Source organism: Amycolatopsis sp. lyj-112, assembly GCF_046549055.1.
Taxonomy (GTDB): Bacteria; Actinomycetota; Actinomycetes; order Mycobacteriales; family Pseudonocardiaceae; genus Amycolatopsis.
This window is the reverse complement of record NZ_JAJPWS010000009.1, coordinates 56,102-78,748: the sequence shown is the minus strand read 5'-3', so window position 1 is coordinate 78,748 and position 22,647 is coordinate 56,102. Positions and strand designations below refer to the sequence as shown.

Below are 22,647 nucleotides of genomic sequence, written 5' to 3'. Positions count from 1 at the left end.
GCTTTCGCGACGCGTTCCTTTTCGCTGTGGATTTCTCCTGGGAACGGTGTATCTCTGTGTCCGAAATCTGGGTGGTCATGCCCACCTGCCTGCCTCTTGTCCTCCGCCGTTGTCACGGGTGCGCCTCCGAGCGCTTCCGGGCCGGCGGCAAATTCCGCGTCAACGCCAACCACAAGCTCCTCGACGCCTGGCTCCTCGCGCTGTGCACGGTGTGCGGGGAGACCATCAAGCTCACCGTCCTGGAACGGGTGAACGTGCGTTCCGTCCGACCTGAACTCCTGAACCTGCTGCACGACAACGATCTCGGCCTGACAGCCGAGCTGCTCCAGGATCCGGTCGTGCGACGGCGTAATCGCATCGCCCTCGACTGGGACAACTCCTGGCGCCTCGACACCGGCGGACCGGACCGGCCGGAGGACGAGGCGATCGAGGTCTCGGTCCGCTTCGCGGCGCGGATCCCCGTCCGGCCGGTACGCCTGATCGCCGAAGGCTTCGGTCTTTCGCGAGCCGAGGTCGAAAGACTGATCACGGACGGGAAACTCGTTTCGACGATCCGGCTGAGCGGCAAGCTCTCCGGTGACTTCACCTTCACGCTCAAGCGCTGAGCCCGGCTCCGGTAGGCGCGTGAGGGCCACCCTCAGGGACTCAGAGTCCCTGAGGGTGGCCCTCACGCGCTTCAAGCTTTCAAGACCGGCTGCTGCAGCTCGGTGACCCACTTGTCGCCGTCGGCAGGGCAGTCGAGGTAGTACTCCCGCGCCGGGCCACTCGCGCGGTACCCGTGCGCGTCGACCCACTTCGCCAGCGCCTGATAGCTGGAAAGCACGGTCTCCATCGAGCCCCGGTGCAGGATCGTGGCCGCGGCGGGCCCGTCCTCGTAGTAGGCGATCAACGGGCCCGAGGGCGTGATCGCGCCGAGTGCTCCGAACAGATCCCGGTACAGCTGCTGCACCACCGGCCCGATCTCTTCGCTGATGTAGCCGCTCGCCTTGCCGGTCAGCTCGGCGACGCGCACCGCGGGCAGGCTCTTGATGACGACGTCTTCGGAAGGCATGGCGCCCTCGCTTTCGATCGAACGGAGCCGCGCCTCGACGGCCTTGAGCCGTACCTCGTCGGCGGCGTGAAACCGAGCTCCTTGAGCGCGATCACCCGGTTGAGCCGGACCAGTTGCTCACCGGTGTAGGACCGGTAGCCGCTGTGCGGGTCGACGTGGGCGGGCCGCAGCAGCCCGATGCCGTCGTAGTGACGCAGCATCCGGACCGACACCCGGCCGTGTTTGGCGAAGTCTCCGATACTGAACATGACGTCTCCCACCGGACAGCCTGACACGGTGTCACAGTCAAGCGGTCAGCGCACGAGACGGAAGAACGACCGGACGTCGTCGGTGAACACGCCCGGCTTTTCGAAGGCCGCGAAGTGGCCGCCCCGGTCGAGTTCGTTCCAGAACCGGATGTCGGTGAACCGGCGCTCGGCCCAGCGGCGCGACGGGCGCGGGGTCTCGCGCGGGAAGATCGAACAGCCGGTCGGTACGGCGATCTCGTCCACGGTGGACTCGGTGAACCAGCTCGAAACCTCGGCGAAGCTCTCCCAGTACAGCCGGGCGGCCGAAGCGCCGGTGCCGGTGAGCCAGTAGAGCGTGATGTCGTCGAGCATCGCGTCCCGGCTCAGCGCGTTCTCCGGCTGCCCGTCGCAATCGGTCCACGCCTGGAACTTCTCGACGATCCACGCGCACAGCGCGACCGGGGAGTCCACCAGGGCGTAGCCGATGGTCTGCGGCCGGGTCGCCTGCTGGTTCGCGTAGCCGGAACCGTCCACTTTGGCCCGTTCGAGATCGGCGAGCGAGGTCCGTTCGGACTCGGTGAGGTCGCCGAACGTCGCCGGATTCGGCGCGGCCAGCGGCGGGGTGAGGTGGATCCCGGCGAGGCGATCGGGCGCCGTCCGGGCCATGAGCGTGGTGATACTCGTGCCCCAGTCGCCGCCTTGCGCGCCGAAGCGCTCGTAGCCCAGTTCGGCCATGAGCCGGATCCACGCGTCGGCGATGCGCTGGATCGACCAGCCGGCGCGGGCGGGTTTGTCGCTGAAACCGTAGCCGGGCAAGGAAGGGACGACGACGTGGAAGGCGTCGGCCGCGTCGCCGCCGTGCGCGACGGGGTCGGTGAGCGGGCCGAGCACATCGAGGAACTCGAAGACCGAACCCGGCCAACCGTGGGTGAGGATCAGGGGCAGCGCGCCGGGATGGGGGGAGCGGGCGTGGAGGTAGTGGATGCCGAGCCCGTCGATCTCGGTCCGGAACTGGGGGATCGCGTTGAGCCGGGCTTCGGCGGCACGCCAGTCGTAGGTCTCCGCCCAGTACCCGCAGAGCTTCCGGAGATAGGCGGCGGGAACACCTTGCGACCAGTCGTCGACGGTCTCGTCCTCGGGCCAGCGAGTGCGGCGAAGCCGGGTGCGGAGGTCCTCGAGATCGGCCTCCGGGATTTCGGCTCGGAAGGGTGTCGGGTTCATGGCCGCCGACGGTAACGAGGACCTCCGACAATTCGTGGACTTCCGGCCGGGCGAGTGCTATACCTGAACTCCATACTGTATACAATCAGCCTTTGGCGAGGTGGGACCCATGCCCGCTCCTCGAATCCTGCGAGACCACTACGGACGCCGGTACCGCGTCGGCGAAAGCGATGTGGACCTGCTCGGCCGCCCCCGGTCCTGGATGCTGTGGCTCAGCTGGGCCGCGATGTTCGCCGCCGGGATCCAGCAGTACGGCTTCGGCTCGGTCGCCCCGGTCCTGATGGGCACCTACGGCTGGACGTTTTCGGAAGTGGTGATCTCCTTCGCGCTCTGGACGGTGTGCCAGGCGTGCGCGGTGTATCCCACCGCCTGGCTGCGCGAGCGCGGGATGTTCCCGCCGGCGGTGGCCGTGATCGCCGGCGGAGTCCTCTGCTCGGCCGGGATGTTCACCCTGGGCCACGCCAGTGATCTCGTCGCGATGTTCATCGGCTACTCGGTGCTCGGCGGGATCGGGACAGGCGTCGTCTACGCGACCTGCGTCGGCACGGTGATGAACTGGTACCCCGACCGGATCCCGGCCCGGGTGGGCGCGGTGAGCGGCGCTTTCGCTTACGGGAGCGTGCTTTTCGTGCTGGTGACCGGGTTCTGGCTGTCGGAGGGCAACCGGCGGCCCGTCCTCGACGTCGTCGCGGTGGTCGTGCTGATGATGATCGCGGGGACCGCGGTGCTGCTGCGCGACCCGCCCCGCCGCTGGTGGCCGCAACGGCCGGATCCGCGGGAATGGGCGCAGGACAAGGTGCGCAACCGCGGTGTCGCGGTGAACCGGCCGGCGCTGCGCCAGTACGAGCCGGGGGAGGTGCTGCGCTGTCCGACGGCGCTGGCGATGTACCTGATCGTGGTGCTGGCCGCCGCTGTCCTGCTCTTCGACGTCGCATATCTGGCGACTTTCGTGGCGGCCCAAGGTGGTGGCCCCGTGCTCGCCGCCGTCGCGCTCGCGGTGCTGGCCGGGGTGACCGGGGCCGGGCGGGTGCTGCTCGGCGGCCTGTCGGACCGGCTCGGGAGGCGCCGGATCCTGCGCCTGGCGCTGGCGACCGGCGGGATCGCGCAGTTCGTCCTGCTCTACTCCGGTGATCACGCGGCGGGGCTCATCGCCGGTGCCGCGCTGGCCGGACTCGGGAACGGCAGTTGCTACTCCTTGCTGGTGTCGCTGGTCCGGGACTACTTCGGCGAGGAATCCGCGCTGCAGAACTTCGGGGTGCTGTACAGCGCCAAGGCCGTCGGCGCGGTACTCGGTGTCGGCCTGGCCGCGTTCGTCGTGTCCACCCACGGATACCTCGGCGCGTTCGCCGTCGCGGGCGCGCTCAGCGTTCTCGGCGCGCTCCTCGGCGGACGGCTTTCCCAGCCGGGGCGCCCGAAATCGCTGCTTCCGGCGGTCCGCTGATGGGCCGCGTGACGAGCAGGCGGCGAGTGGTCCGCGTCGTCGAAGGGGTAGCCGGCGCCCGCCCGGACACCCTGACCGTCGAGGAACCGCTGGAGATCCGTGTCGGCGGGAAACCATTGACGATCACCATGCGCACGCCCGGCCACGACTTCGACCTCGCCGCCGGATTCCTTGTCGGAGAAGGGGTTTCGCGGTCGTCGAAGGATATCCATTCGATCCGCTACTGCGCGGGCGCGACGGCCGACGGCTCCAACACGTACAACATCCTGGACGTCGTCCTCGCCGACGGGGTCGCCCCGCCCGACGCCTCGCTGGAGCGCAACTTCTATACGACGTCGTCGTGCGGGCTGTGCGGGAAGGCGAGCCTCGACGCCGTGCGGACCACCGCGACCTGGCCGGTGGACGGAGACGACCTGGTGATCACACCGTCCACGGTGGCCGAACTCCCGGACCGGCTCCGGGCGGCGCAACTGGTGTTCGACCGGACGGGCGGGCTGCACGCGGCCGGGCTGTTCAGCGCCGCCGGGGAACTGTTGTGCCTGCGGGAAGACGTCGGCAGGCACAACGCCGTCGACAAGGTGGTCGGCTGGGCGGCGCGTGACGGAAGGCTGCCGCTGTCCGGGACGGTGCTGATGGTCAGCGGCCGGGCGTCGTTCGAACTCGTGCAGAAGGCCGTCATGGCCGGAATCCCCCTGCTGGCAGCGGTTTCCGCGCCATCGTCGCTGGCCGTCGACCTCGCCGCGGAGATGGGGCTGACGCTCGTGGGGTTCCTGCGGGGTGCGTCCATGAACGTGTACAGCCGACCGGATCGCCTCGGGCTCTCGTAACCCCGCAATCAGAGGACTAATCGCGGGGTTACGAGACCTCGGCGAGCTTCCCGGTCCGCTCGTCGTACACGAATCCCCGCACCGACGCGGTGTGCAGCAGGAACGGCGAAGTCCGCAGCCGCGCGATGCACTGCCGTACGTCCTGAGCCGAGTCAGTGAACGTCTCCGCCGCCCACGGCGGCCGGATTCCCGTGCTCGCCTCGATCTGCCGTGCGAAATCGGTGTCGGTGAAGGTCCGCATCCCGCAGTCGTGGTGGTGGATGAGCACGATCTCGCGAGTGCCGAGCAGGCGCTGGCTGACCGTCAGCGAACGGATCGCGTCCTCGGTCACCGCGCCGCCGGCGTTCCGGATGACATGCGCCTCGCCTTCGCGGAGCCCGAGCAGCCGGTACACGCTGATCCGGGCGTCCATGCACGCCACCACCGCGATCCGCCGTCGCGGACGTTTGGTGGCGGCGCCCATGACCTCCTTGTAGGTGCGCGCGTTCGCCAGCAGCGCGTCGATCTCGCTCACCGGGCGAGGATTTCCCGGACGATCGACGCGGTCTCGCCGGGAGTCCGGCCGACCAGGATCCCCGCCGACTCGAGTGCCTTCTTCTTCGCCTCGGCCGTTCCGCTGGAGCCGGACACGATCGCGCCGGCGTGGCCCATCGTCTTCCCCTCAGGTGCGGTGAATCCGGCGATGTAGCCGACGACGGGCTTGCCGACCCGGGCCCGGATGTATTCGGCGGCCCGCTCTTCGGCGTCACCGCCGATCTCGCCGATCAGGACGATCACGTCGGTCTCGGGGTCCTTCTCGAACTCCTCGACGGCGTCGATATGCGTGGTGCCGATGATCGGGTCGCCGCCGATGCCGACGCAGGTCGAGAACCCGTGCTCGCGGAGTTCGTGCATCAGCTGGTAGGTCAGCGTCCCGGATTTCGAGACCAGCCCGATCCGGCCGGGTTTCGTGATCCCGTCCGGGATGATGCCGGCGTTCGACCGCCCCGGGCTGATCACGCCGGGACAGTTCGGCCCGATGATCCGCGTCCGGCTTTCCTTGGCGTGAGCCCAGAAAGCGGCGGCGTCGTGCACCGGGACGCCCTCGGTGATGACGACCGCGAGCCCGACGCCCGCGTCGACGGTCTCGATCACCGCGTCCTTGACCGCGGGCGGCGGGACGAACAGGACCGAGACGTCCGCGCCGGTCGCGGCGACGGCTTCCGCGGTGCTGCCGAACACCGGCAGGTCACGGCCGCCCAGGGAAACCTCCTGCCCGGCCTTGCGCGGGTTGATCCCGCCGACGACGGTGGTGCCCGCGGCCAGCATGCGCGCGGTGTGTTTCCGGCCTTCCGCCCCGGTCATCCCGGCGACGACGACTTTGCTGTGCTCGTCAAGGAAGATCGCCATCTCACGCCTCCGGGTTCGCGGCCAGTTTCGCCGCCGCACCCGCGGCGTCGTCCATCGTGTCCACCAGGGTGACGAGCGGATGTGCCGCCTCGGTGAGGATCCGCCGCCCCTCGGCGACGTTGTTGCCGTCGAGCCGCACCACGAGTGGCTTGGCGGCGCGATCGCCGAGCAGGGCCAGCGCGCTCACGATCCCGTCGGCGACAGCGTCGCAGGCGGTGATCCCGCCGAAGACGTTGACGAAGACGCTGCGCACCTGTTCGTCGCCGAGGACGACGCCGAGCCCGGCGGCCATGATCTCCGCCGACGCGCCACCGCCGATGTCGAGGAAGTTCGCCGGCCCGCGGGCACCCGCTTCCGCCGCGGCCGCCGCCACGACGTCCAAAGTGGACATGACCAGCCCGGCGCCGTTGCCGATGACGCCGATGTCGCCGTCGAGTTTGACGTAGTTGAGCCCGGCCTCACGGGCGCGGCGTTCGAGCGGGTCTTCGTCCGATGAAGCGACGAACACGGCGTGGGACGGCTGCCGGAACGCGGCGTTGGTGTCGAGGGTGACCTTCCCGTCGACGGCGACGACCGACCCGTCCTCGGTCAGCACCAGCGGATTGACCTCGACGAGCGTGGCGTCCTCCGCGACGAACACCTCCCAGAGCGCGACGACGGCTTTCGTTGCCGCGGCGGGAAGTCCTGCGGTCTCGATGATCTGCTCCGCGACCGAGGTGTCCACCCCGGTCAGGGGATCGACGGGGAGTCTCACCAGCGCCTCGGGGTGGGCGGCGGCGACCGTTTCGATGTCCATCCCACCTTCGGCCGAGGCCATCGCGAGAAAGGTCCGCCCGGCGCGGTCGAGCAGGAACGACAGGTAGAACTCCTCGGCGATCGCGCTGGCCTCGGTGACGAGGACCTTGTGCACACGATGTCCTTTGATGTCCATCCCGAGGATGTCCTCGGCGGCTTGCTCGGCGTTGTCGGGGGAGCGGACCACCTTCACCCCGCCCGCCTTGCCGCGGCCACCCGTCTTCACCTGTGCCTTGACCACGACGGATCCGCCGAGTCCGGCGGCGATCGCCCTGGCCGATTCCGGTGTGGTGGCGACCTTTCCCCGGGGGACGGGGACGCCGTGCCGCTCGAAGAGATCTCGTGCCTCGTGCTCGAAGAGGTCCACGCGAAGTCCTTTCTCTGCGGAAGAGGACGAGCCCCGGCGGCTGCCCTGAAAACCTGCGAAGGGCCCTGGACACCGGAGCGTTCGAAGAGTAACTATATGCCTACCTCATACGGTATGCAATCTACAGTCTGCCGCGACCAGGGGCTTTGCGAAGGGGCCGCGCGGACGGAGCAGACCCGGAAACGAGCGCACGGATCAGAGAGGTCCGGCGTGCGACCAGAGGAGTTGAACGATGGCGCCAACGACCGGTATCGCCGCGGGGGACACCACGGCGAAGGCCACCACCAATGGTTCCGAACCCGACCAGGACCTGATCTCCGGCGGCCACCTGGTGGCCAAGGCGCTCAAGGCGGAGGGCGTCGATACGATCTTCACGTTGTGCGGCGGGCACATCATCGACATCTATGACGGATGCGTCGACGAGGGCATCGCGGTCATCGACGTCCGGCACGAACAGGTGGCCGCGCACGCGGCCGACGGGTACGCGCGGATCACCGGCCGCCCCGGTTGCGCTGTCGTCACCGCGGGCCCGGGCACGACGGACGCCGTCACCGGCGTGGCGAACGCGTTACGCGCGGAGAGCCCGATGCTCCTGATCGGCGGCCAGGGAGCGTTGACCCAGCACAAGATGGGTTCGCTGCAGGACCTCCCGCACGTCGACATGATGGCGCCGATCACCAAGTTCGCCGCGACCGTGCCGGACACCGCCCGGGTGGCGGACCTGGTGTCGATGGCCTTCCGCGAGTGTTTCCACGGCGCGCCCGGACCGTCCTTTCTGGAGATCCCGCGCGACGTCCTCGACGCGAAGGTCCCGGTCTCCAAGGCGCGGGTGCCGGTCGAGGGCCGGTATCGCGCGTCCACCCGCAACGCCGGGGACCCGGCCGATATCGAGAAGCTCGCGGATCTCCTCGTCCACGCCAAGAAGCCCGCCATCCTGCTGGGCAGCCAGGTGTGGACGACCCGCGCCTCCGGGCCCGCCACCGAACTGGTGCGCAGGCTGAACATCCCCGCGTATATGAACGGCGCCGGCCGCGGCACGTTGCCGCCCGGGGACCCACACCACTTCCAGCTCTCCCGCCGGTACGCCTTCGACAACGCCGATGTCATCGTCATCGTCGGTACGCCGTTCGACTTCCGCATGGGCTATGGCAAACGGCTGTCGCCGGAGGCCACCGTGGTGCAGATCGACCTCGACTACCGCACCGTCGGGAAGAACCGGGACATCGACCTCGGCATCGTCGGTGACGCCGGCCAGGTGCTCGCCGCCGTCGCGGAGGCGGCGACCGGCCGGGCCGACAACGGCGCCGTGGCGCGCAAGGCCTGGCTGGAGGAACTGCGGGGCGTCGAGGAGAAGGCGAAGCAGAAGCGCCTGCCCCTGCAGCATTCCGACGCCAGCCCGATCCACCCGTACCGGCTGGTGCACGAGATCAACGAGTTCCTCACCGAGGACTCGCTTTACATCGGTGACGGCGGCGACATCGTCACGTTCTCGGGACAGGTAATCCAGCCGAAGTCGCCGGGGCATTGGATGGACCCGGGTCCGCTCGGGACGCTCGGCGTGGGGATCCCGTTCGTCCTCGCCGCGAAGCACGCGCGGCCGGACAAGGAGGTCGTCGCGCTGTTCGGGGACGGGGCGTTCAGCCTGACCGGCTGGGACTTCGAAACCTTGGTGCGCTTCGATCTCCCGTTCGTCGGGATCGTCGGCAACAACTCGTCGATGAACCAGATCCGCTACGGCCAGGCCGCGAAGTACGGCCTCGGCCGGGAACGGGTCGGCAACACGCTCGGCGACGTCCCCTACGACGAGTTCGCCCGCATGCTCGGCGGGCACGGTGAAGCGGTGCGCGATCCCGCCGATATCGGGCCGGCGCTGCAGCGTGCCCGGGAGTCCGGAAAGCCTTCGCTGGTCAACGTTTGGATCGACCCGGACGTGTACGCGCCCGGAACCATGAACCAGACCATGTACAAGTAGCCGGGAGGGATCACCGATGGGAAAGGCACTCGACGGCGTCCGTGTCCTCGATATGACGCACGTCCAATCAGGACCTTCGTCCACGCAGATCCTGGCCTGGCTCGGCGCGGACGTGATCAAGCTGGAGACCCCCGGTCGTGGCGACATCACCCGCGGCCAGCTCCGGGACCTGCCCGGCGTCGACAGTCTCTACTTCACGATGCTCAACGCCAACAAGCGCAGCATCACCCTGAACATGAAGAGCGAGCAGGGAAAGAAGGTCTTCGAACAGCTCGCGTCCAGTGTGGACGTGCTGGTGGAGAACTTCGGTCCCGGTGTGGTCGACCGGTTCGGCTATCCCTGGGAACGGCTCGCCGAACTCAATCCTCAGTTGATCTACGCGTCCATCAAGGGGTTCGGCCCCGGCCGGTACGCGGATTTCAAGGCCTATGAGGTGATCGCCCAGGCGATGGGCGGCGCGATGAGCACCACCGGCTTCGAGGACGGCCCGCCGACCGCGACCGGTGCCCAGATCGGGGACTCGGGAACGGGGATCCACCTGGTCGCCGCGATTCTCGCCGCGCTGTATCAGCGGACGAACAGCGGACGAGGCCAGCGGGTCCAGGTCGCGATGCAGGACGCCGTGCTCAACCTGTGCCGCGTCAAGCTCCGCGACCAGCAACGGCTGACCCACGGCCCGCTGAACGAGTACCCGAACGACGTCTTCGGCGACGAGGTCCCGCGTTCGGGCAACGCGTCCGGCGGCGGGCAGCCGGGCTGGGCGGTCAAATGCGCGCCGGGCGGGCCGAACGACTACATCTACGTGATCATCCAGCCGGTCGGCTGGCTCCCGATCACCGAACTCATCGGGAAACCCGAGCTGGCCGAGGACCCCGACTGGGCCACCCCGGAAGCACGTCTGTCCAAATTGGACAAGGCGTTCGGGTTGATCGAGGACTGGACCGAGAAGCACACCAAATGGGAGGTGATGGAGGCGCTCAACGCCCACAACATCCCCTGCGGCCCGATCCTTTCCACCAGAGAACTCGCCGAGGACGCCACTTTGGCCGAGCTGGGCACGGTCGTCGAGGTCGACCATCCGGAACGGGGTGCCTTCAAGACCGTCGGCTGCCCGCTCAAGCTGTCGGATTCGCCGGTGGAGGTCGAACGCTCGCCCTTGCTCGGTGAGCACAACGCCGAGGTGTTCGGCGAACTCGGCTACGGCGCGGACGACCTGGACCGGCTGCGTGCGGCCGGCGTGATCTGAGGGAGAGACCGCATGGCAGACAAAGAGATCGTCGAAAAGATCCTCGAGAAGGTCGCCGCCGAGGGCCGGTCTTCGCTGACCGCGCCGGAAGGCCGTCAGGTATGCGAGGCCTACGGGATCCCGACTCCGCGGGAACGGCTCGCGACCACGGTCGAAGAGGCCGTCTCGCAGGCCGAGGAAATCGGCCTTCCGGTGGTGCTGAAGATCGTCTCACCGGACATCCTCCACAAGACGGAGGCGGGCGGGGTGCTCGTCGGCCTGGCGTCGGCCGACGCCGTGGCCGCCGGATTCCGCACCATCGTGGCCAACGCCAAGGCGTACAACGCCGACGCCGACATCGCCGGTGTCCAGGTGCAGCAGATGCTGACCAGCGGGCAGGAAGTGATCATCGGCGCCACCACCGACGCCACGTTCGGCAAGATCGTCGCCTTCGGGCTCGGCGGGGTGCTGGTCGAGGTGCTCAAGGACGTCACGTTCCGGCTGGCGCCGCTCGACCGCGACCAGGCCTTCTCGATGATCGACGGGATCGCGGCCGCCGAGATCCTGCGCGGGGTACGCGGGGCGAAGCCGGTGAGCAGGGACGCGCTGGCCGACGTGCTCACCCGGGTCGGCACCCTGGTCAGCGATTTCCCGCAACTGGCCGAAGTCGACCTCAACCCGGTGCTGGCCACCCCCGACGGCGCCACCGCGGTCGACGTCCGCATCCTGGTGGACCCGGAGGCCGCGCACGAGCCGGTCCGGTTCAGTCAGGAAGAGATCCTGGCATCGATGACCCGGATCATGAAACCGGCGTCGATCGCCGTGATCGGGGCGTCCGCCGAGGACGGCAAGATCGGCAACTCGGTGATGAAGAACCTCGTCGACGGCGGGTTCGCGGGGGAGATCCACCCCATCAACCCGAAAGCGGCCGAGATCCTCGACCGCAAGGCCTATCCGAGCATCTCCGATGTCCCGGGTGACGTCGACGTCGCGGTGTTCGCGATTCCCGCCAAGTTCGTCCCCGCCGCGCTGGAAGAGGCGGGCCGGAAAGGCGTAGCCGGGGCGATCCTGATCCCGTCCGGTTTCGGCGAGACCGGCAACATCGAACTGCAGGACCAGGTCGTCGCGATCGCTCGTGAACACGGCGTCCGGGTCCTCGGGCCGAACATCTACGGCTACTACTACACGCCGGAAAATCTCTCGGCGACGTTCTGCACGCCGTACAACGTCAAGGGCGGGGTCGCACTTTCCTCCCAGAGCGGCGGCATCGGGATGGCGATCCTCGGGTTCAGCCGGTCGGCGAAAATGGGGGTCTCCGCGATCGTCGGAGTCGGCAACAAGGCCGATATCGACGAGGATGACCTGCTCACCTTCTTCGAACACGATGAAAATACCGACCTCATCGCCATGCATCTCGAAGATCTGAAAGATGGCCGGTCCTTCGCGGAAACGGCTAAACGGGTTTCGGTGCGGAAACCGGTCGTCGTGCTCAAAGCGGGCCGGACCTCCCAAGGCGCGAAAGCGGCGAGTTCGCATACGGGGGCACTCGCCGGCGACGACAAGGTCTACGACGACATCCTTCGCCAGAGCGGGGTCATCCGGGCGCCCGGCCTGAACGACCTGCTCGAATACGCCCGCGGAATCCCGCTGCTGCCGACGCCGAAGGGCGAGAACGTCGTCATCATCACCGGCGCGGGCGGTTCCGGTGTCCTGCTTTCCGATGCCTGCGTGGACAACGGGCTGAACCTGATGGAGATCCCGCCCGATCTCGACACGTCCTTCCGCGAGTTCATCCCGCCGTTCGGAGCCGCGGGCAACCCGGTGGACATCACCGGTGGCGAACCGCCTTCCACCTACCGGAACACGATCGCGCTCGGCTTGGAGGACGAGCGAATCCATGCCTTGATCCTCGGTTATTGGCATACTATCGTCACCCCGCCGATGATCTTCGCGAAACTGGTTTCGGAAGTCGTCTCCGAATATCGCGCAAAAGGGATCCACAAACCCGTCGTCGCCTCGCTGGCAGGCGACGTCGAGGTCGAAGAGGCCAGCAGTTTTCTGTACGAGCACGGCGTCGTGGCCTATCCGTACACGACGGAGAAACCGGTGGCCGTGCTCGGCGCGAAGTATCGCTGGGCACGTTCGGCGGGCCTGCTGGGCTGATTTCCGCTGCCGTGGGGAAGGACCGTCCGGGCCCTTCCCCCCGGCTTTCCGGTCCCCACCGACCCAAGGAGAATGACAATGACGTCATCGACCGCGGCTCAACCTCCCGGAACGTACAACGAAGTCACCGATCCGAACGGCAGGATCTACCGGATCGGTGAGACCGATCGAGACATCATGGGCCGTCCACGATGGATGATGGTGGTCCTGCCCTGGATCGCCATGATGGCCATCAGTTCCTCGGAATACGCGTTCACGTCGGCGGAGGAGACGCTGGCCGGCGCACACGGCTGGCACGGGTCGACCATCTTCTGGCTGCTCGGGGTCTGGGTGTTCTTCCAGGCGATCGTGGCGTTCCCGGCGGGGAAGATGCGGGAGAACGGCACTCTGCCTGCCAAGGCGGCGATGCTGCTGGGCGGGATGGGTACCCTGTTCTCTTATCTTTCCCTCGCCTACGCGCCCAACGAATTCTGGGCGTACCTCGGCTTCGGGTTCTTCGGCGGTGGCGGCGCGGGCCTGGTCTACGCGACCTGCGTCAACATGGTCGGCAAGTGGTATCCGGAGCGCAGGGGAGGGAAGACCGGGTTCGTCAACGGCGGTTTCGCCTACGGGTCGGTGCCCTTCATCTTCCTCTTCACCTCCTATATGGACCTTTCCAACTATTCGGGTGTACTGCTGGCGGTCGGGATCTTCCTGGCCGCGGTGGTCGCGGTCTGCGGGTTCTTCTTCCAGGACCCGCCGAAGAACTGGTGGCCCGCGCACGTCGACCCGCTGAAGGTGTCCGACGATCCGCGGATTCGCCGGTCCCTGCAGAAGAACCCGCCCGCGGTCAAGCAGTACACACCGCAGGAGGCACTCCGGACCGGGATGCTTCCGCTGATGTGGTTCTGTCTGCTGTGCACGGCCGGGGTGAACATCTTCGGTATCGCGATGCAGGTCCCGTTCGGCAACGAGATGGGCTTCGCGGGCGGCATCGTCGCGCTGGCGATGAGCCTGAAGGCGATCATCAACGGCACCGGCCGCGGCGTGATCGGCTGGATTTCCGACCGTTACGGCCGGCGGCAGACGCTGTTCATGGTCTGCGTGATACTCGGGCTCTCGCAGTTCGCGGTGTATCTGGCCGGTGCGCTCGGCAGTATGCCGCTCTTCCTGCTCGCCTCGATGGTCTCCGGATTCGGGGGCGGGGCGATCTTCCCGCTGTTCGCGGCGATGACGGCGGACTTCTACGGCGAGAACAACAACGCCAGCAACTACGGCCTGGTCTACAGCTCGAAGCTGATCTCGGGCCTCGTCGGCTCCGGTGTCGGCGCGATGGTCGTCGTGGGGTGGGGTTACGGCGGGGCGTTCTTCCTCGCCGGCGGGACGAGTCTGCTCGCGGCCGCGCTCAGTTTGTTCCTGCGTCAGCCCGGGCGTTCCCACACCCGGACTCCGAAGCCGGAGCCCGAGCTGAACACGGCCGTCGCGGCGGCCGACTGACTAGTTCTCCGGTGGGCGCTCGTGGAAGGCCTGCCGGGTGCGTTCGGTGTGCTGGTTCATGATCTTCTCGGCGGCGGTCGCGTCCCCGGAGGCGATGGCCTTGATCAGTTCCTCGTGCTCGTGCCAGGCGTCGTGGCTGCGGGGCCGGGCGATCGGCGTGTAGTACCAGCGGACCCGGCGATCGACCATGCCGATCATCTCGGCGAGGACGGTGTTCCCGGACAGATCGGTGATGAACGCGTGGAGTGCGGCGTTGGCCGCGACGAGACCCTCGGTGTCGTCGGCGGCCAACGCCTCCAGCCCGGTCTTCTGCAGTTCCCACAACCGTTCGACGTCGTCGCCGGAGGCCTTGTCCGCGGCGAGACGGGCGGAGTGCGCTTCGAGCACGGTGCGCACGCTGAGCAGCTGATCGGCTTCTTCATCGGTCGGCATGTGCACGAAGGCGCCCTGTGCGGGGCGGAGGTCGACCCAGCCTTCGCTCTGCAGGCGCTGCAGCGCCTCGCGGACCGGCTGCCTGCTCACGCCCAGGTATTCGGCGAGGTCCGCCTCGACCAGATGCTGGCCGGGTTCGAGGGTCCGGTTGATGATCAGCTCGGCGAGCGCTTCGTAGACGACCTGACGCAACGGCGCCGGCCGCTCGACGCGTTTGGCCGGGCCCGAGCCGAGCGCGCCCTTGGTCCGGCGGCCGGTGGGGCCGCGGTCGGGCAAGGGGGAAACGGTCTGGCTCACAGGACCTCCGGGTGGACTCGTCCGGTTCAGGATACAGGTTTTGGTATGCAAAATCCCGACAACTCCCCCTTCGATCCCGCAATTCGTCCTCTAGTTGCGGTCCATGCGCGTGCAACTACCGCAACTAGAGGACGAATTGCGGCAGTCGAGGGCTAGGCATGGCGACCATCTACAGGATACTGTATGCAATCTAGTCTTTCGGCTGAACGGGAGGCACGTCATGAAGGTCGCTGTTCTGGGAGCCGGGGCGATCGGCGCCTACGTCGGTGCCGCGTTGCATCGCGGCGGGGCGGAAGTCCACCTGATCGCGAGGCGGGCGCACGGAGAGGCGATGCGTGCCCACGGGGTGCGGGTACTGAGCCCGCGCGGCGACTTCACCGTCCGGCCTCACGTCACCGATGACCCGGCGGAGGTCGGCCCGGTCGACTTCGTCTTCCTTGGCCTGAAAGCGAATTCGTACGCCTCCTGCGGTCCGCTGATCGCGCCGCTGCTGGGCGAGGAGACCGCGATCGTGGCCGCGCAGAACGGGATCCCGTGGTGGTACTTCCACGGTCTCGCCGGCCACCGGCTGGAGGGACGGCGGATCGAGACTGTCGATCCGGGCGGTGCGGTGAGCACGGTCCTGGAACTGCGGCGCGCGATCGGCTGCGTCGTCTACTGCTCGACGGTGATCGAGGCGCCCGGCGTGATCCGGCATCTCGAAGGCACCCGTTTCGCTTTGGGGGAGCCGAAAGGCGGGGTTTCGTCGCGGTGCGCCGCGCTCGCCGACGCGATGATCGCGGGCGGCCTGAAGGCGCCGGTCGAACTCGACCTGCGCGACGAGATCTGGGTCAAGCTGATGGGCAACGTCGCCTTCAATCCGCTCAGCGCGCTGACCAGGGCGACCATGGTCCAGATGTGCGAGCACGCGGACACCCGCGCGCTCGTGGCCACGATGATGACCGAGACGCTCGCGATCGCCCGCGCGGCGGGCAGTGATCCCAAGGTGTCCGTCGAGAAACGCATCGACGGCGCCTGGCGCGTCGGCCACCACAAGACGTCGATGCTGCAGGACCTCGAAGCGGGCAAACCGCTGGAGATCGACGCGATCATCGGCGCCGTCGTCGAACTCGCGGAGCTGACCGGTGTCGCGGCGCTCGCCCTTCGCCACGTCCACGCCGCGATCGGCCTGCTCGACCAGACCGCGAACGCCGTTCCCGTCGGAGCGCACTGAATCGGAGGAACCGATGAAGCGCAAGAACACCGAGCCCTACGTCCGGCTCACCCAGCCGCTGGTCCGCGACTCCGGGGTGCTGCGCCCGGCGACCTGGGAGGAGGCGCTCGACCGCGCCGCCGCCGGGTTCCGGCGCACGCTCGATGCCCAGGGTCCCGAAGCCTTCGGCATGTTCTCCTGTGCCAGGGCGACCAACGAGATGAACTTCGTCGCGCAGAAGTTCACGCGGGCGGTGATCGGCACCAACAACGTCGACTCCTGCAACCGCACCTGTCACGCGCCGAGCGTCGCCGGGCTGGCGCGGGTGTTCGACAGCGGCGGCGGGACGTCGTCGTACCAGGAGATCGAAGACGCCGACGTCATCGTCATCTGGGGTGGCAATCCGCGCGAGGCCCACCCGATCTTTTTCCAGCACGTTCTCAAGGCCGTCCATCGCGGCGCGAAGCTGTTCGTCATCGACCCGCGCCGGACCACCACCGCGAGCTGGGCGCACCGGCAGCTGCAGCTGCACGTCGGCACGGACATCCCGCTGGCCCACGCGATCGCCCGCGAGATCATCCACTCCGGACTCGCCAACACCACCTTCATCGAACGCGCCACCGAGGGTTTCGCCGAGTTCGCGGCGTCGGTCGAGCCATGGACGCTCGAAGCCGCGGAAAAGACGACCGGCGTCCCGGCCGAGCTCATCAAGGAACTCGCGCACACCTACGCCCGCGCCGATCGCGGTCAGCTGTCGTGGACGCTCGGGATCACCGAACACCACAACGGCACCGACAACGTCCTCTCGCTGATCAACCTCGCCCTCCTGGCCGGGCACGTCGGCCGGTACGGTGCCGGGCTCAATCCGTTGCGCGGGCAGAACAACGTCCAGGGCGGCGGGGACATGGGCGCCATCCCGGACCGGATGCCCGGCTTCCAGAACATCCTCGACGCGGACGTGCGGGCGAAGTTCGACGGGGCCTGGGGTTCGAACATCCCACCGCACAAGGGACTCAATCTCACGCAGATGCTGGACGCGATGGAACGCGGCGAGCTGACCTGCGTGTACATCATCGGGGAGAACCCCGTGCAGTCCGAGGCCGACTGCGAGCACACGATCAGACGACTGTCCACTGTGGATCATCTGGTGGTGCAGGACATCTTCCTCACCAAGACCGCGCAACTGGCCGACGTCGTGCTGCCGGCGTCGGCGGCCTGGTGCGAATCCGACGGCACATTCACCAACAGCGAGCGCCGGGTCCAGCGGGTGCGCAAGGCGCTCGAACCGCCCGAGGGCGCGCGCGACGACATCCAGGTGCTGTGCGAACTGGCCCGGCGTCTCGGCCATGACTGGGATTACCAGGGCGGCGAGGACATCTGGAACGAACTCCGGACGTTGTCGCCGATGCACGCGGGGATGAGCTACGCGCGGCTCGAGGAACTCGGTGGCATCCAATGGCCTTGCTACAGCGAGGACAAGCTCGAACCGACGTTCCTGCACGGTCGCCTGTGGGAGGAAGACCCGGAGAAACGCGGCCGCCCGGCCCCGTTCACGGTGATCGCGCACAGCCCGCCGGTCGACCTGCTCACCGAGGACTTCCCGATCCGCCTGACCACCGGGCGGCGCCTGGACTCGTACAACACCGGCGTCCAGTCGGGCGGGTTCCCGTCGCCGCTGCGCCGAGGGGAGACCCTCGATCTCTGCCTGGCCGACGCGGTGAAGCTCGGCGTCACCGAGGACGAGGTCGTGCGGATCTCCTCCCGCCGCGGCGAGATCGAGGCGCCGGTCCGGATCGACGAGGGGCTGCGTCCGGGCCTGGCGTTCATGACCTTCCACTTCCCGGACGAGATCGACGTCAACATCATCACCATCGAGGCGACCTGCCCGATCGCGGGAACGGCCGAGTACAAGGCCTCCGCGATCCGGGTCGAAAAGCTGCCCGCCACCGTGTGAGGAGTCCCGAATGGACCTGCGCTTCCTGAACGCCGAGCCCACGGATGCCGAACGGGACGCGGTCGACGCGCTCGGGACCGGACTCGGCCGTGATCTGCTGCTGCCCGCCTTGCACGCGGTGAACGACCGGGTCGGCTGGATCAGTCAGGGGGCGCTCAACCATATCTGCCGGCGGCTGACCGTCCCGCCGGCCGAGGCCTACGGTGTGGCGAGTTTCTACGCGCTGTTCTCGCTCACCGAACGGCCGCCGCGGGTCGTCCACGTCTGCACGGATCTGGCGTGCCAGGTGAACGGTGCGGAGGCGGTGTGCGACGCGCTGACCGAGACCGTCGGCGCCGCGGGGAGACCGAGCGGAGGGGTCACCTGGCAACGGAGCCCCTGCCTGGGTGTCTGCGAACGGGCCCCCGCGGCGCTGGCCTTCGAAGCCGGTGATCCGGCTGAGGAACGGCTGCTCGCGCCGGTGACCGCGGCCGAGGCCGTCCGCGCCGCCGCGGGAACGTCCGAAATGGACGAAGCGCCGATCTCCGTTCCCCAGCAAGGAGAAGGAGGGCTCCGGCTGCTGCGCAGGGTCGGCGTCGTCGACCCGGAGAGCCTGGACGCCTACCGGGCCGCCGGTGGTTACGCGGCGTTGCGGAACGCCTTGCTGCTCGGCCCGGCGGGCGTCATCCGCGAGGTGACCGACGCGGGCCTGATGGGCCGCGGCGGGGCCGCGTTCCCGACCGGGCGGAAGTGGGACGCCACCGCGCGACAGCCGGTGCGGACCCGGTACCTGGTGTGCAACGCCGACGAGAGCGAGCCGGGTACGTTCAAGGACCGTGTGCTGATCGAGGGAGATCCGTTCGCCCTCGTCGAGTCGATGACGATCGCCGCGTTCGCCATCGGGGCGCAGAAGGGTTACGTCTACCTACGCGGCGAGTACCCGCGCGCGCTGCGGTTGCTGCGCAACGCCATCGACGTCGCTCACGAGCGCGGGTTCCTGGGCACGGACATCATGGGGCACGAGGGTTTCTCGTTCGACATCGAGGTCAGGCGCGGCGCGGGTGCCTACATCTGCGGTGAGGAAACGGCGATCTTCAACTCCATCGAAGGTTTCCGCGGCGAGCCGCGGACCAAGCCGCCGTTCCCGGTGGAGAAGGGGTTGTTCGGTAAGCCGACGGCGGTGAACAACGTCGAGACCCTGGTCAATGTCCCGCTGATCCTCACCGAGGGCTGCGAGGCGTACCGGCGGATCGGCACCGAACACTCGGCCGGGCCGAAGCTGTTCTGCCTGTCCGGCAACGTCCGCCGTCCCGGCGTGTACGAAGTGCCGTTCGGGACGACCCTCGATGACCTGCTCTCGCTCGCCGGGGGAGTGCCGGACGGCCGCGAACTCCGGGCGATCCTGCTCGGCGGCGCGGCGGGCGGTTTCGTCCGGCCCGACGAGACCGGCCTGCCCTTGACCATGGAGGATGCCCGCGCCGCCGGGGCCACGCTCGGTTCGGGAGTCGTGCTGGCACTGGACGACCAGGCGGACCTCGGCGGTTTCCTGGTACGGATCGCGGCGTTCTTCCGGGACGAGTCGTGCGGGCAGTGCGTGCCGTGCCGGATCGGGACCGTCCGGCAGGAGGAGGCCCTGCACCGGATCGTCGGCGGCAAGAAGCTCAGCACCGGCGGGGACGATCTCGCGTTGCTGCGCGAAGTCGGCCAGGTGATGCGGGATTCGTCCATCTGCGGGCTGGGACAGACCGCCTGGAACGCCATCGAGTCGGCGATCGACCGGCTCGGCGCGCTGGAGGAGCAGTCATGACCATCGTCGAAATAGGACTCCCGCGACGGCTCGTCGAGTTCACCGTGGACGGTGAGACGGTCCGGGTGCCGGAGGGTTCGACCCTCCTCGACGCCTGTACGGTGGCGGGAAAGAACATCCCGACACTCTGCTACGGCGACACCCTCGAACCCGCGAACGCCTGCCGCGTCTGCATGGTGGAGGTCGAGGGCTCGCGCACGCTCGTGCCGTCATGCTCCCGCAAGGCGGAACCGGGAATGGTGGTGCGCACCGAGACCGACCGGACCCGGCTCAGCCGCAAGGTGGTGCTGGAACTGCTGGGTTCGGCGACGGATCTGTCCACGACGCCCGACGTGGCGGACTGGATGGCGGACTGCGACGCCCGGCCCGAGCGGTTCGGCCCGCCCGCCCCGCCGTCGGACGAGCGGGACCGGCGGCGACCCGGTGAGCACGAGATCCCCGACGGGATGACGGCGGCGACCGTGCGCCAGCCGGTCAAGGTGGACAACGAACTCTACGTCCGTGACTACGGGAAATGCATCCAGTGCTACAAATGCGTCGACGCGTGCGGGGAGCAGTGGCAGAACACCTTCGCCATCACCATGGCCGGCCGCGGGTTCGACGCCCGGATCTCGACGGAGTTCGCGAACCCGCTGCCGGACAGCGCGTGTGTCTACTGTGGAAACTGCATCGAGGTCTGCCCGACCGGCGCGCTGAGCTTCAAACGTGAGCACGACAAGCGCGAAGACGGTACCTGGGACGAGTCCCGGCAGGCCGCCACGACGACCGTCTGCACGTTCTGCGGGGTCGGCTGCAACCTCACCCTGCACGTCCAGGACAACGAGATCGTCAAGGTCACCTCTCCGCACGAGAGTTCGGTGACCCACGGAAATCTCTGTATCAAGGGACGCTTCGGCTGGCAGCACGTCCAGAACCGCTGACCCTCCCCGTGGGGATACGCCCGTTGACCGAAACCAGGTCAGCGGGCTATTCTCGATATACGAAAGAAAAGTTCCGCAGAGTGAAATTGCTGAGGTTTCGATGGCTGGTCTTGCCGGTTCGCGTCATGCGTTGCCGTATGTGCTGAACCTGTCGATGGTCTTCACCGAACTGCCACTGCTCGAGCGTGCGGGCGCGGCGCGAGCGGCGGGGTTCACCGCTGCCGAGTACTGGTGGCCGTTCGAGACGGCGGTGCCGGACGCCGCCGACGTCGACGCGTTCGTGGCGTCGGTCGAGAAGGCGGGTATCACGGTGACGGGCCTGAACTTCTTCCCCGGCGACATGGCGGCCGGCGATCGTGGCCTCGTCACCTGGACCGGACGCGAGGACGAGTTCGCCGCCGGTATCGCCTCCGCGATCGAGCTCGGCGAGCGGCTCGGCTGCCACCGGTTCAACGCCCTGTACGGCAATCGGATCGACGGTGCGGACTCGGCCGGGCAGGACAAGCTCGGCCTCTCGAACCTGGCGCTCGCCTCGGACGCGGCCGCGCGGATCGACGCGGAGATCGTCCTGGAACCGCTGTCCGGAGCGGAGAAAGACCCGCTCAAGACCTCCAGTGACGTGCTGAAGGTGCTCGACGAACTCGGGCGGGACAACGTGAAGCTGCTGGCCGACCTGTACCACCTGGCGGTCAACGGTGACGACCTCGACGCGGTCGTGAACGTCCACACCGGACGGATCGGCCATGTGCAGATCGCCGATGCCCCAGGGCGGCACCAGCCGGGGACCGGAACGCTGGACATCGAGGGATACCTGGAAAAGCTGCAGGCCGCGGGCTACCGCGGGCAGGTCGGCGTGGAGTACAAGCCCGACGGGCCGAGCGCGGACTCGCTGTCGTGGCTGCCTTTCGAACGAAGGGGATCGGTATGACCAAGCTGGGATTCATCGGGCTGGGGATCATGGGCGGGCCGATGGCGGGCCATCTGGCCGCCGCCGGGCACGAGGTGAGCGGATTCGACGTCAGCGCCGAAGCGCTCGCCAGGCTGGAAGCGGCGGGTGGCCGTGCGGCGTCCGGCGTGGCGGACGCCGTCTCCGGCGCGGAGGTCGTCATCACGATGCTGCCGAACCACCCCCAGGTCGAGGCCGTCGTGCTGGCGGCGGGCGGGGTGCTGGAATCGGCGAAGCCGGGGACCCTGCTGATCGACATGAGCACGATCCGGCCGGAGACGTCCATCGAGGTGGCGAAGCAGGCCGGTGAGCGGGAGATCCGGGTGCTGGACGCGCCTGTCTCCGGCGGGCAAGCCGGTGCCGAACAGGCGTCACTGTCCATTATGGTCGGAGGAACCGAGGCCGATTTCGCCGCCGCGCTCCCGGTCCTGGAAGCCGTCGGCAAGACGATCATCCATGTGGGGGCACACGGTGCCGGGCAGGTCGTCAAGGCCGCCAACCAGCTGGTCGTCGGCGGCACCTACGGACTGATCGCCGAAGCGATCGTGCTGCTGGAAGCGTCCGGTGTAGACGCCGGCGTCGGGCTGGACGTGCTCGCCGGCGGGCTCGCGGGCAGCCGGATCCTGGAACTCAAGCGGAAGTCCATGGTGGCGCGGGAATTCGCGCCGGGTTTCCGGATCGACCTGCACCACAAGGACATGGGCATCGCGGTCGCCGCCGCCAGGCAGGCCGACGTCTCGCTGCCGCTCACCGGGCTGGTCGCCCAGCTCGTCGCCGCCGGACGGGCGATGGGACACGGTTCGCTCGACCACTCCGCCTTGCTGAAGGTCGTCGAAACGCTGTCCGGCGCGGAAAACAAGGAGTGAGGAATACCCGGAATCTCCGCGAGGGGTAAGGCGCTCGACAGCGTGGTCGAGTTCGAACCGGTCGCGGGCCGAGGTGGTGTCCCGGCCGCCGGTCCACGGC

The 22,647-nt window shown here is 68.2% G+C and carries 18 protein-coding genes and 1 pseudogene; 13 read left to right on the top strand and 6 right to left on the bottom strand.

Annotated features, from left to right (window positions below):
* The first annotated feature begins 56 nt into the window (after positions 1-56).
* Entirely contained in the window at positions 57-605 is a 549-nt protein-coding gene (locus tag ACLJRL_RS27210; RefSeq protein WP_410659132.1) for a DUF1062 domain-containing protein, read from the top strand.
* Between the two features lie 71 nt (positions 606-676).
* Here the strand turns inward: ACLJRL_RS27210 and ACLJRL_RS27205 are convergent.
* Positions 677-1,299 (bottom strand): annotated as a pseudogene (locus tag ACLJRL_RS27205) (MerR family transcriptional regulator).
* Between the two features lie 45 nt (positions 1,300-1,344).
* A complete protein-coding gene (locus ACLJRL_RS27200; protein ID WP_410659131.1) occupies positions 1,345-2,499 on the bottom strand; it encodes an epoxide hydrolase family protein in 1,155 nt (384 codons plus the stop codon).
* A 109-nt stretch (positions 2,500-2,608) separates the two neighbouring features.
* Between ACLJRL_RS27200 and ACLJRL_RS27195 the strand changes: the two genes are divergently transcribed.
* Both ACLJRL_RS27195 and fdhD read left to right on the top strand, forming a co-directional pair.
* A complete protein-coding gene (locus ACLJRL_RS27195; RefSeq protein ID WP_410659130.1) occupies positions 2,609-3,940 on the top strand; it encodes an OFA family MFS transporter in 1,332 nt (443 codons plus the stop codon).
* Complete coding sequence (fdhD, locus tag ACLJRL_RS27190) at positions 3,940-4,767, top strand: formate dehydrogenase accessory sulfurtransferase FdhD (RefSeq protein ID WP_410659129.1); 828 nt, start codon at positions 3,940-3,942, stop codon at positions 4,765-4,767. The genes ACLJRL_RS27195 and fdhD overlap by 1 nt, the downstream gene beginning before the upstream one ends.
* Before the next feature lie 28 nt (positions 4,768-4,795).
* Here fdhD and ACLJRL_RS27185 read toward each other — a convergent pair whose 3' ends face one another.
* The 3 genes from ACLJRL_RS27185 to sucC are packed head-to-tail and all read right to left on the bottom strand — an operon-like array spanning position 4,796 to position 7,318.
* Entirely contained in the window at positions 4,796-5,281 is a 486-nt protein-coding gene (locus ACLJRL_RS27185) for a beta-class carbonic anhydrase (protein ID WP_410659128.1), read from the bottom strand.
* Positions 5,278-6,156, bottom strand: a complete 879-nt coding sequence (gene sucD, locus ACLJRL_RS27180; RefSeq protein WP_410659127.1) for a succinate--CoA ligase subunit alpha — start codon at positions 6,154-6,156, stop codon at positions 5,278-5,280. Before sucD ends, ACLJRL_RS27185 begins: the two co-directional genes overlap by 4 nt.
* A 1-nt stretch (position 6,157) precedes the next feature.
* Positions 6,158-7,318, bottom strand: a complete 1,161-nt coding sequence (sucC, locus tag ACLJRL_RS27175; protein WP_410659126.1) for an ADP-forming succinate--CoA ligase subunit beta — start codon at positions 7,316-7,318, stop codon at positions 6,158-6,160.
* A gap of 232 nt (positions 7,319-7,550) precedes the next feature.
* Here sucC and ACLJRL_RS27170 point away from each other — a divergent pair, with 232 nt between their 5' ends.
* The 4 genes from ACLJRL_RS27170 to ACLJRL_RS27155 all read left to right on the top strand — a co-directional run bounded on the left by ACLJRL_RS27170 (position 7,551) and on the right by ACLJRL_RS27155 (position 14,154).
* Positions 7,551-9,290, top strand: coding sequence for a thiamine pyrophosphate-binding protein (locus ACLJRL_RS27170; protein WP_410659125.1), 1,740 nt, complete (start codon positions 7,551-7,553; stop codon positions 9,288-9,290).
* A 16-nt stretch (positions 9,291-9,306) separates the two neighbouring features.
* Positions 9,307-10,536 (top strand): formyl-CoA transferase, encoded by a 1,230-nt coding sequence (frc, locus tag ACLJRL_RS27165; protein ID WP_410659124.1) that lies wholly within the window; start codon positions 9,307-9,309, stop codon positions 10,534-10,536.
* Between the two features lie 12 nt (positions 10,537-10,548).
* On the top strand, positions 10,549-12,678 hold the full coding sequence (locus ACLJRL_RS27160) for an acetate--CoA ligase family protein (RefSeq protein ID WP_410659123.1): 2,130 nt from the start codon (positions 10,549-10,551) through the stop codon (positions 12,676-12,678).
* Positions 12,679-12,756: 78 nt separating this feature from the next.
* Complete coding sequence (locus tag ACLJRL_RS27155; protein ID WP_410659122.1) at positions 12,757-14,154, top strand: OFA family MFS transporter; 1,398 nt, start codon at positions 12,757-12,759, stop codon at positions 14,152-14,154.
* On the opposite strand, the gene ACLJRL_RS27150 is transcribed toward ACLJRL_RS27155, so the two are convergent.
* Positions 14,155-14,883, bottom strand: coding sequence for a GntR family transcriptional regulator (locus ACLJRL_RS27150; protein WP_410659121.1), 729 nt, complete (start codon positions 14,881-14,883; stop codon positions 14,155-14,157). It abuts the gene before it with no gap.
* A gap of 220 nt (positions 14,884-15,103) precedes the next feature.
* Between ACLJRL_RS27150 and ACLJRL_RS27145 the strand changes: the two genes are divergently transcribed.
* From ACLJRL_RS27145 to ACLJRL_RS27120, 6 genes are all read left to right on the top strand, one after another.
* Positions 15,104-16,096, top strand: coding sequence for a 2-dehydropantoate 2-reductase (locus ACLJRL_RS27145; protein ID WP_410659120.1), 993 nt, complete (start codon positions 15,104-15,106; stop codon positions 16,094-16,096).
* A 13-nt stretch (positions 16,097-16,109) separates the two neighbouring features.
* Positions 16,110-18,029 carry a molybdopterin oxidoreductase family protein gene (locus tag ACLJRL_RS27140; protein ID WP_410659119.1) on the top strand — a complete coding sequence of 640 codons (1,920 nt, stop codon included), beginning with the start codon at positions 16,110-16,112 and terminating at the stop codon, positions 18,027-18,029.
* Between the two features lie 10 nt (positions 18,030-18,039).
* Positions 18,040-19,815, top strand: a complete 1,776-nt coding sequence (locus ACLJRL_RS27135) for an NAD(P)H-dependent oxidoreductase subunit E (RefSeq protein ID WP_410659118.1) — start codon at positions 18,040-18,042, stop codon at positions 19,813-19,815.
* Complete coding sequence (locus ACLJRL_RS27130) at positions 19,812-20,735, top strand: 2Fe-2S iron-sulfur cluster-binding protein (RefSeq protein WP_410659117.1); 924 nt, start codon at positions 19,812-19,814, stop codon at positions 20,733-20,735. Before ACLJRL_RS27135 ends, ACLJRL_RS27130 begins: the two co-directional genes overlap by 4 nt.
* A 100-nt stretch (positions 20,736-20,835) precedes the next feature.
* Entirely contained in the window at positions 20,836-21,663 is an 828-nt protein-coding gene (locus ACLJRL_RS27125) for a hydroxypyruvate isomerase family protein (RefSeq protein WP_410659116.1), read from the top strand.
* Positions 21,660-22,547, top strand: a complete 888-nt coding sequence (locus ACLJRL_RS27120; protein WP_410659115.1) for a 2-hydroxy-3-oxopropionate reductase — start codon at positions 21,660-21,662, stop codon at positions 22,545-22,547. The genes ACLJRL_RS27125 and ACLJRL_RS27120 overlap by 4 nt, the downstream gene beginning before the upstream one ends.
* Positions 22,548-22,647 lie beyond the last annotated feature (100 nt).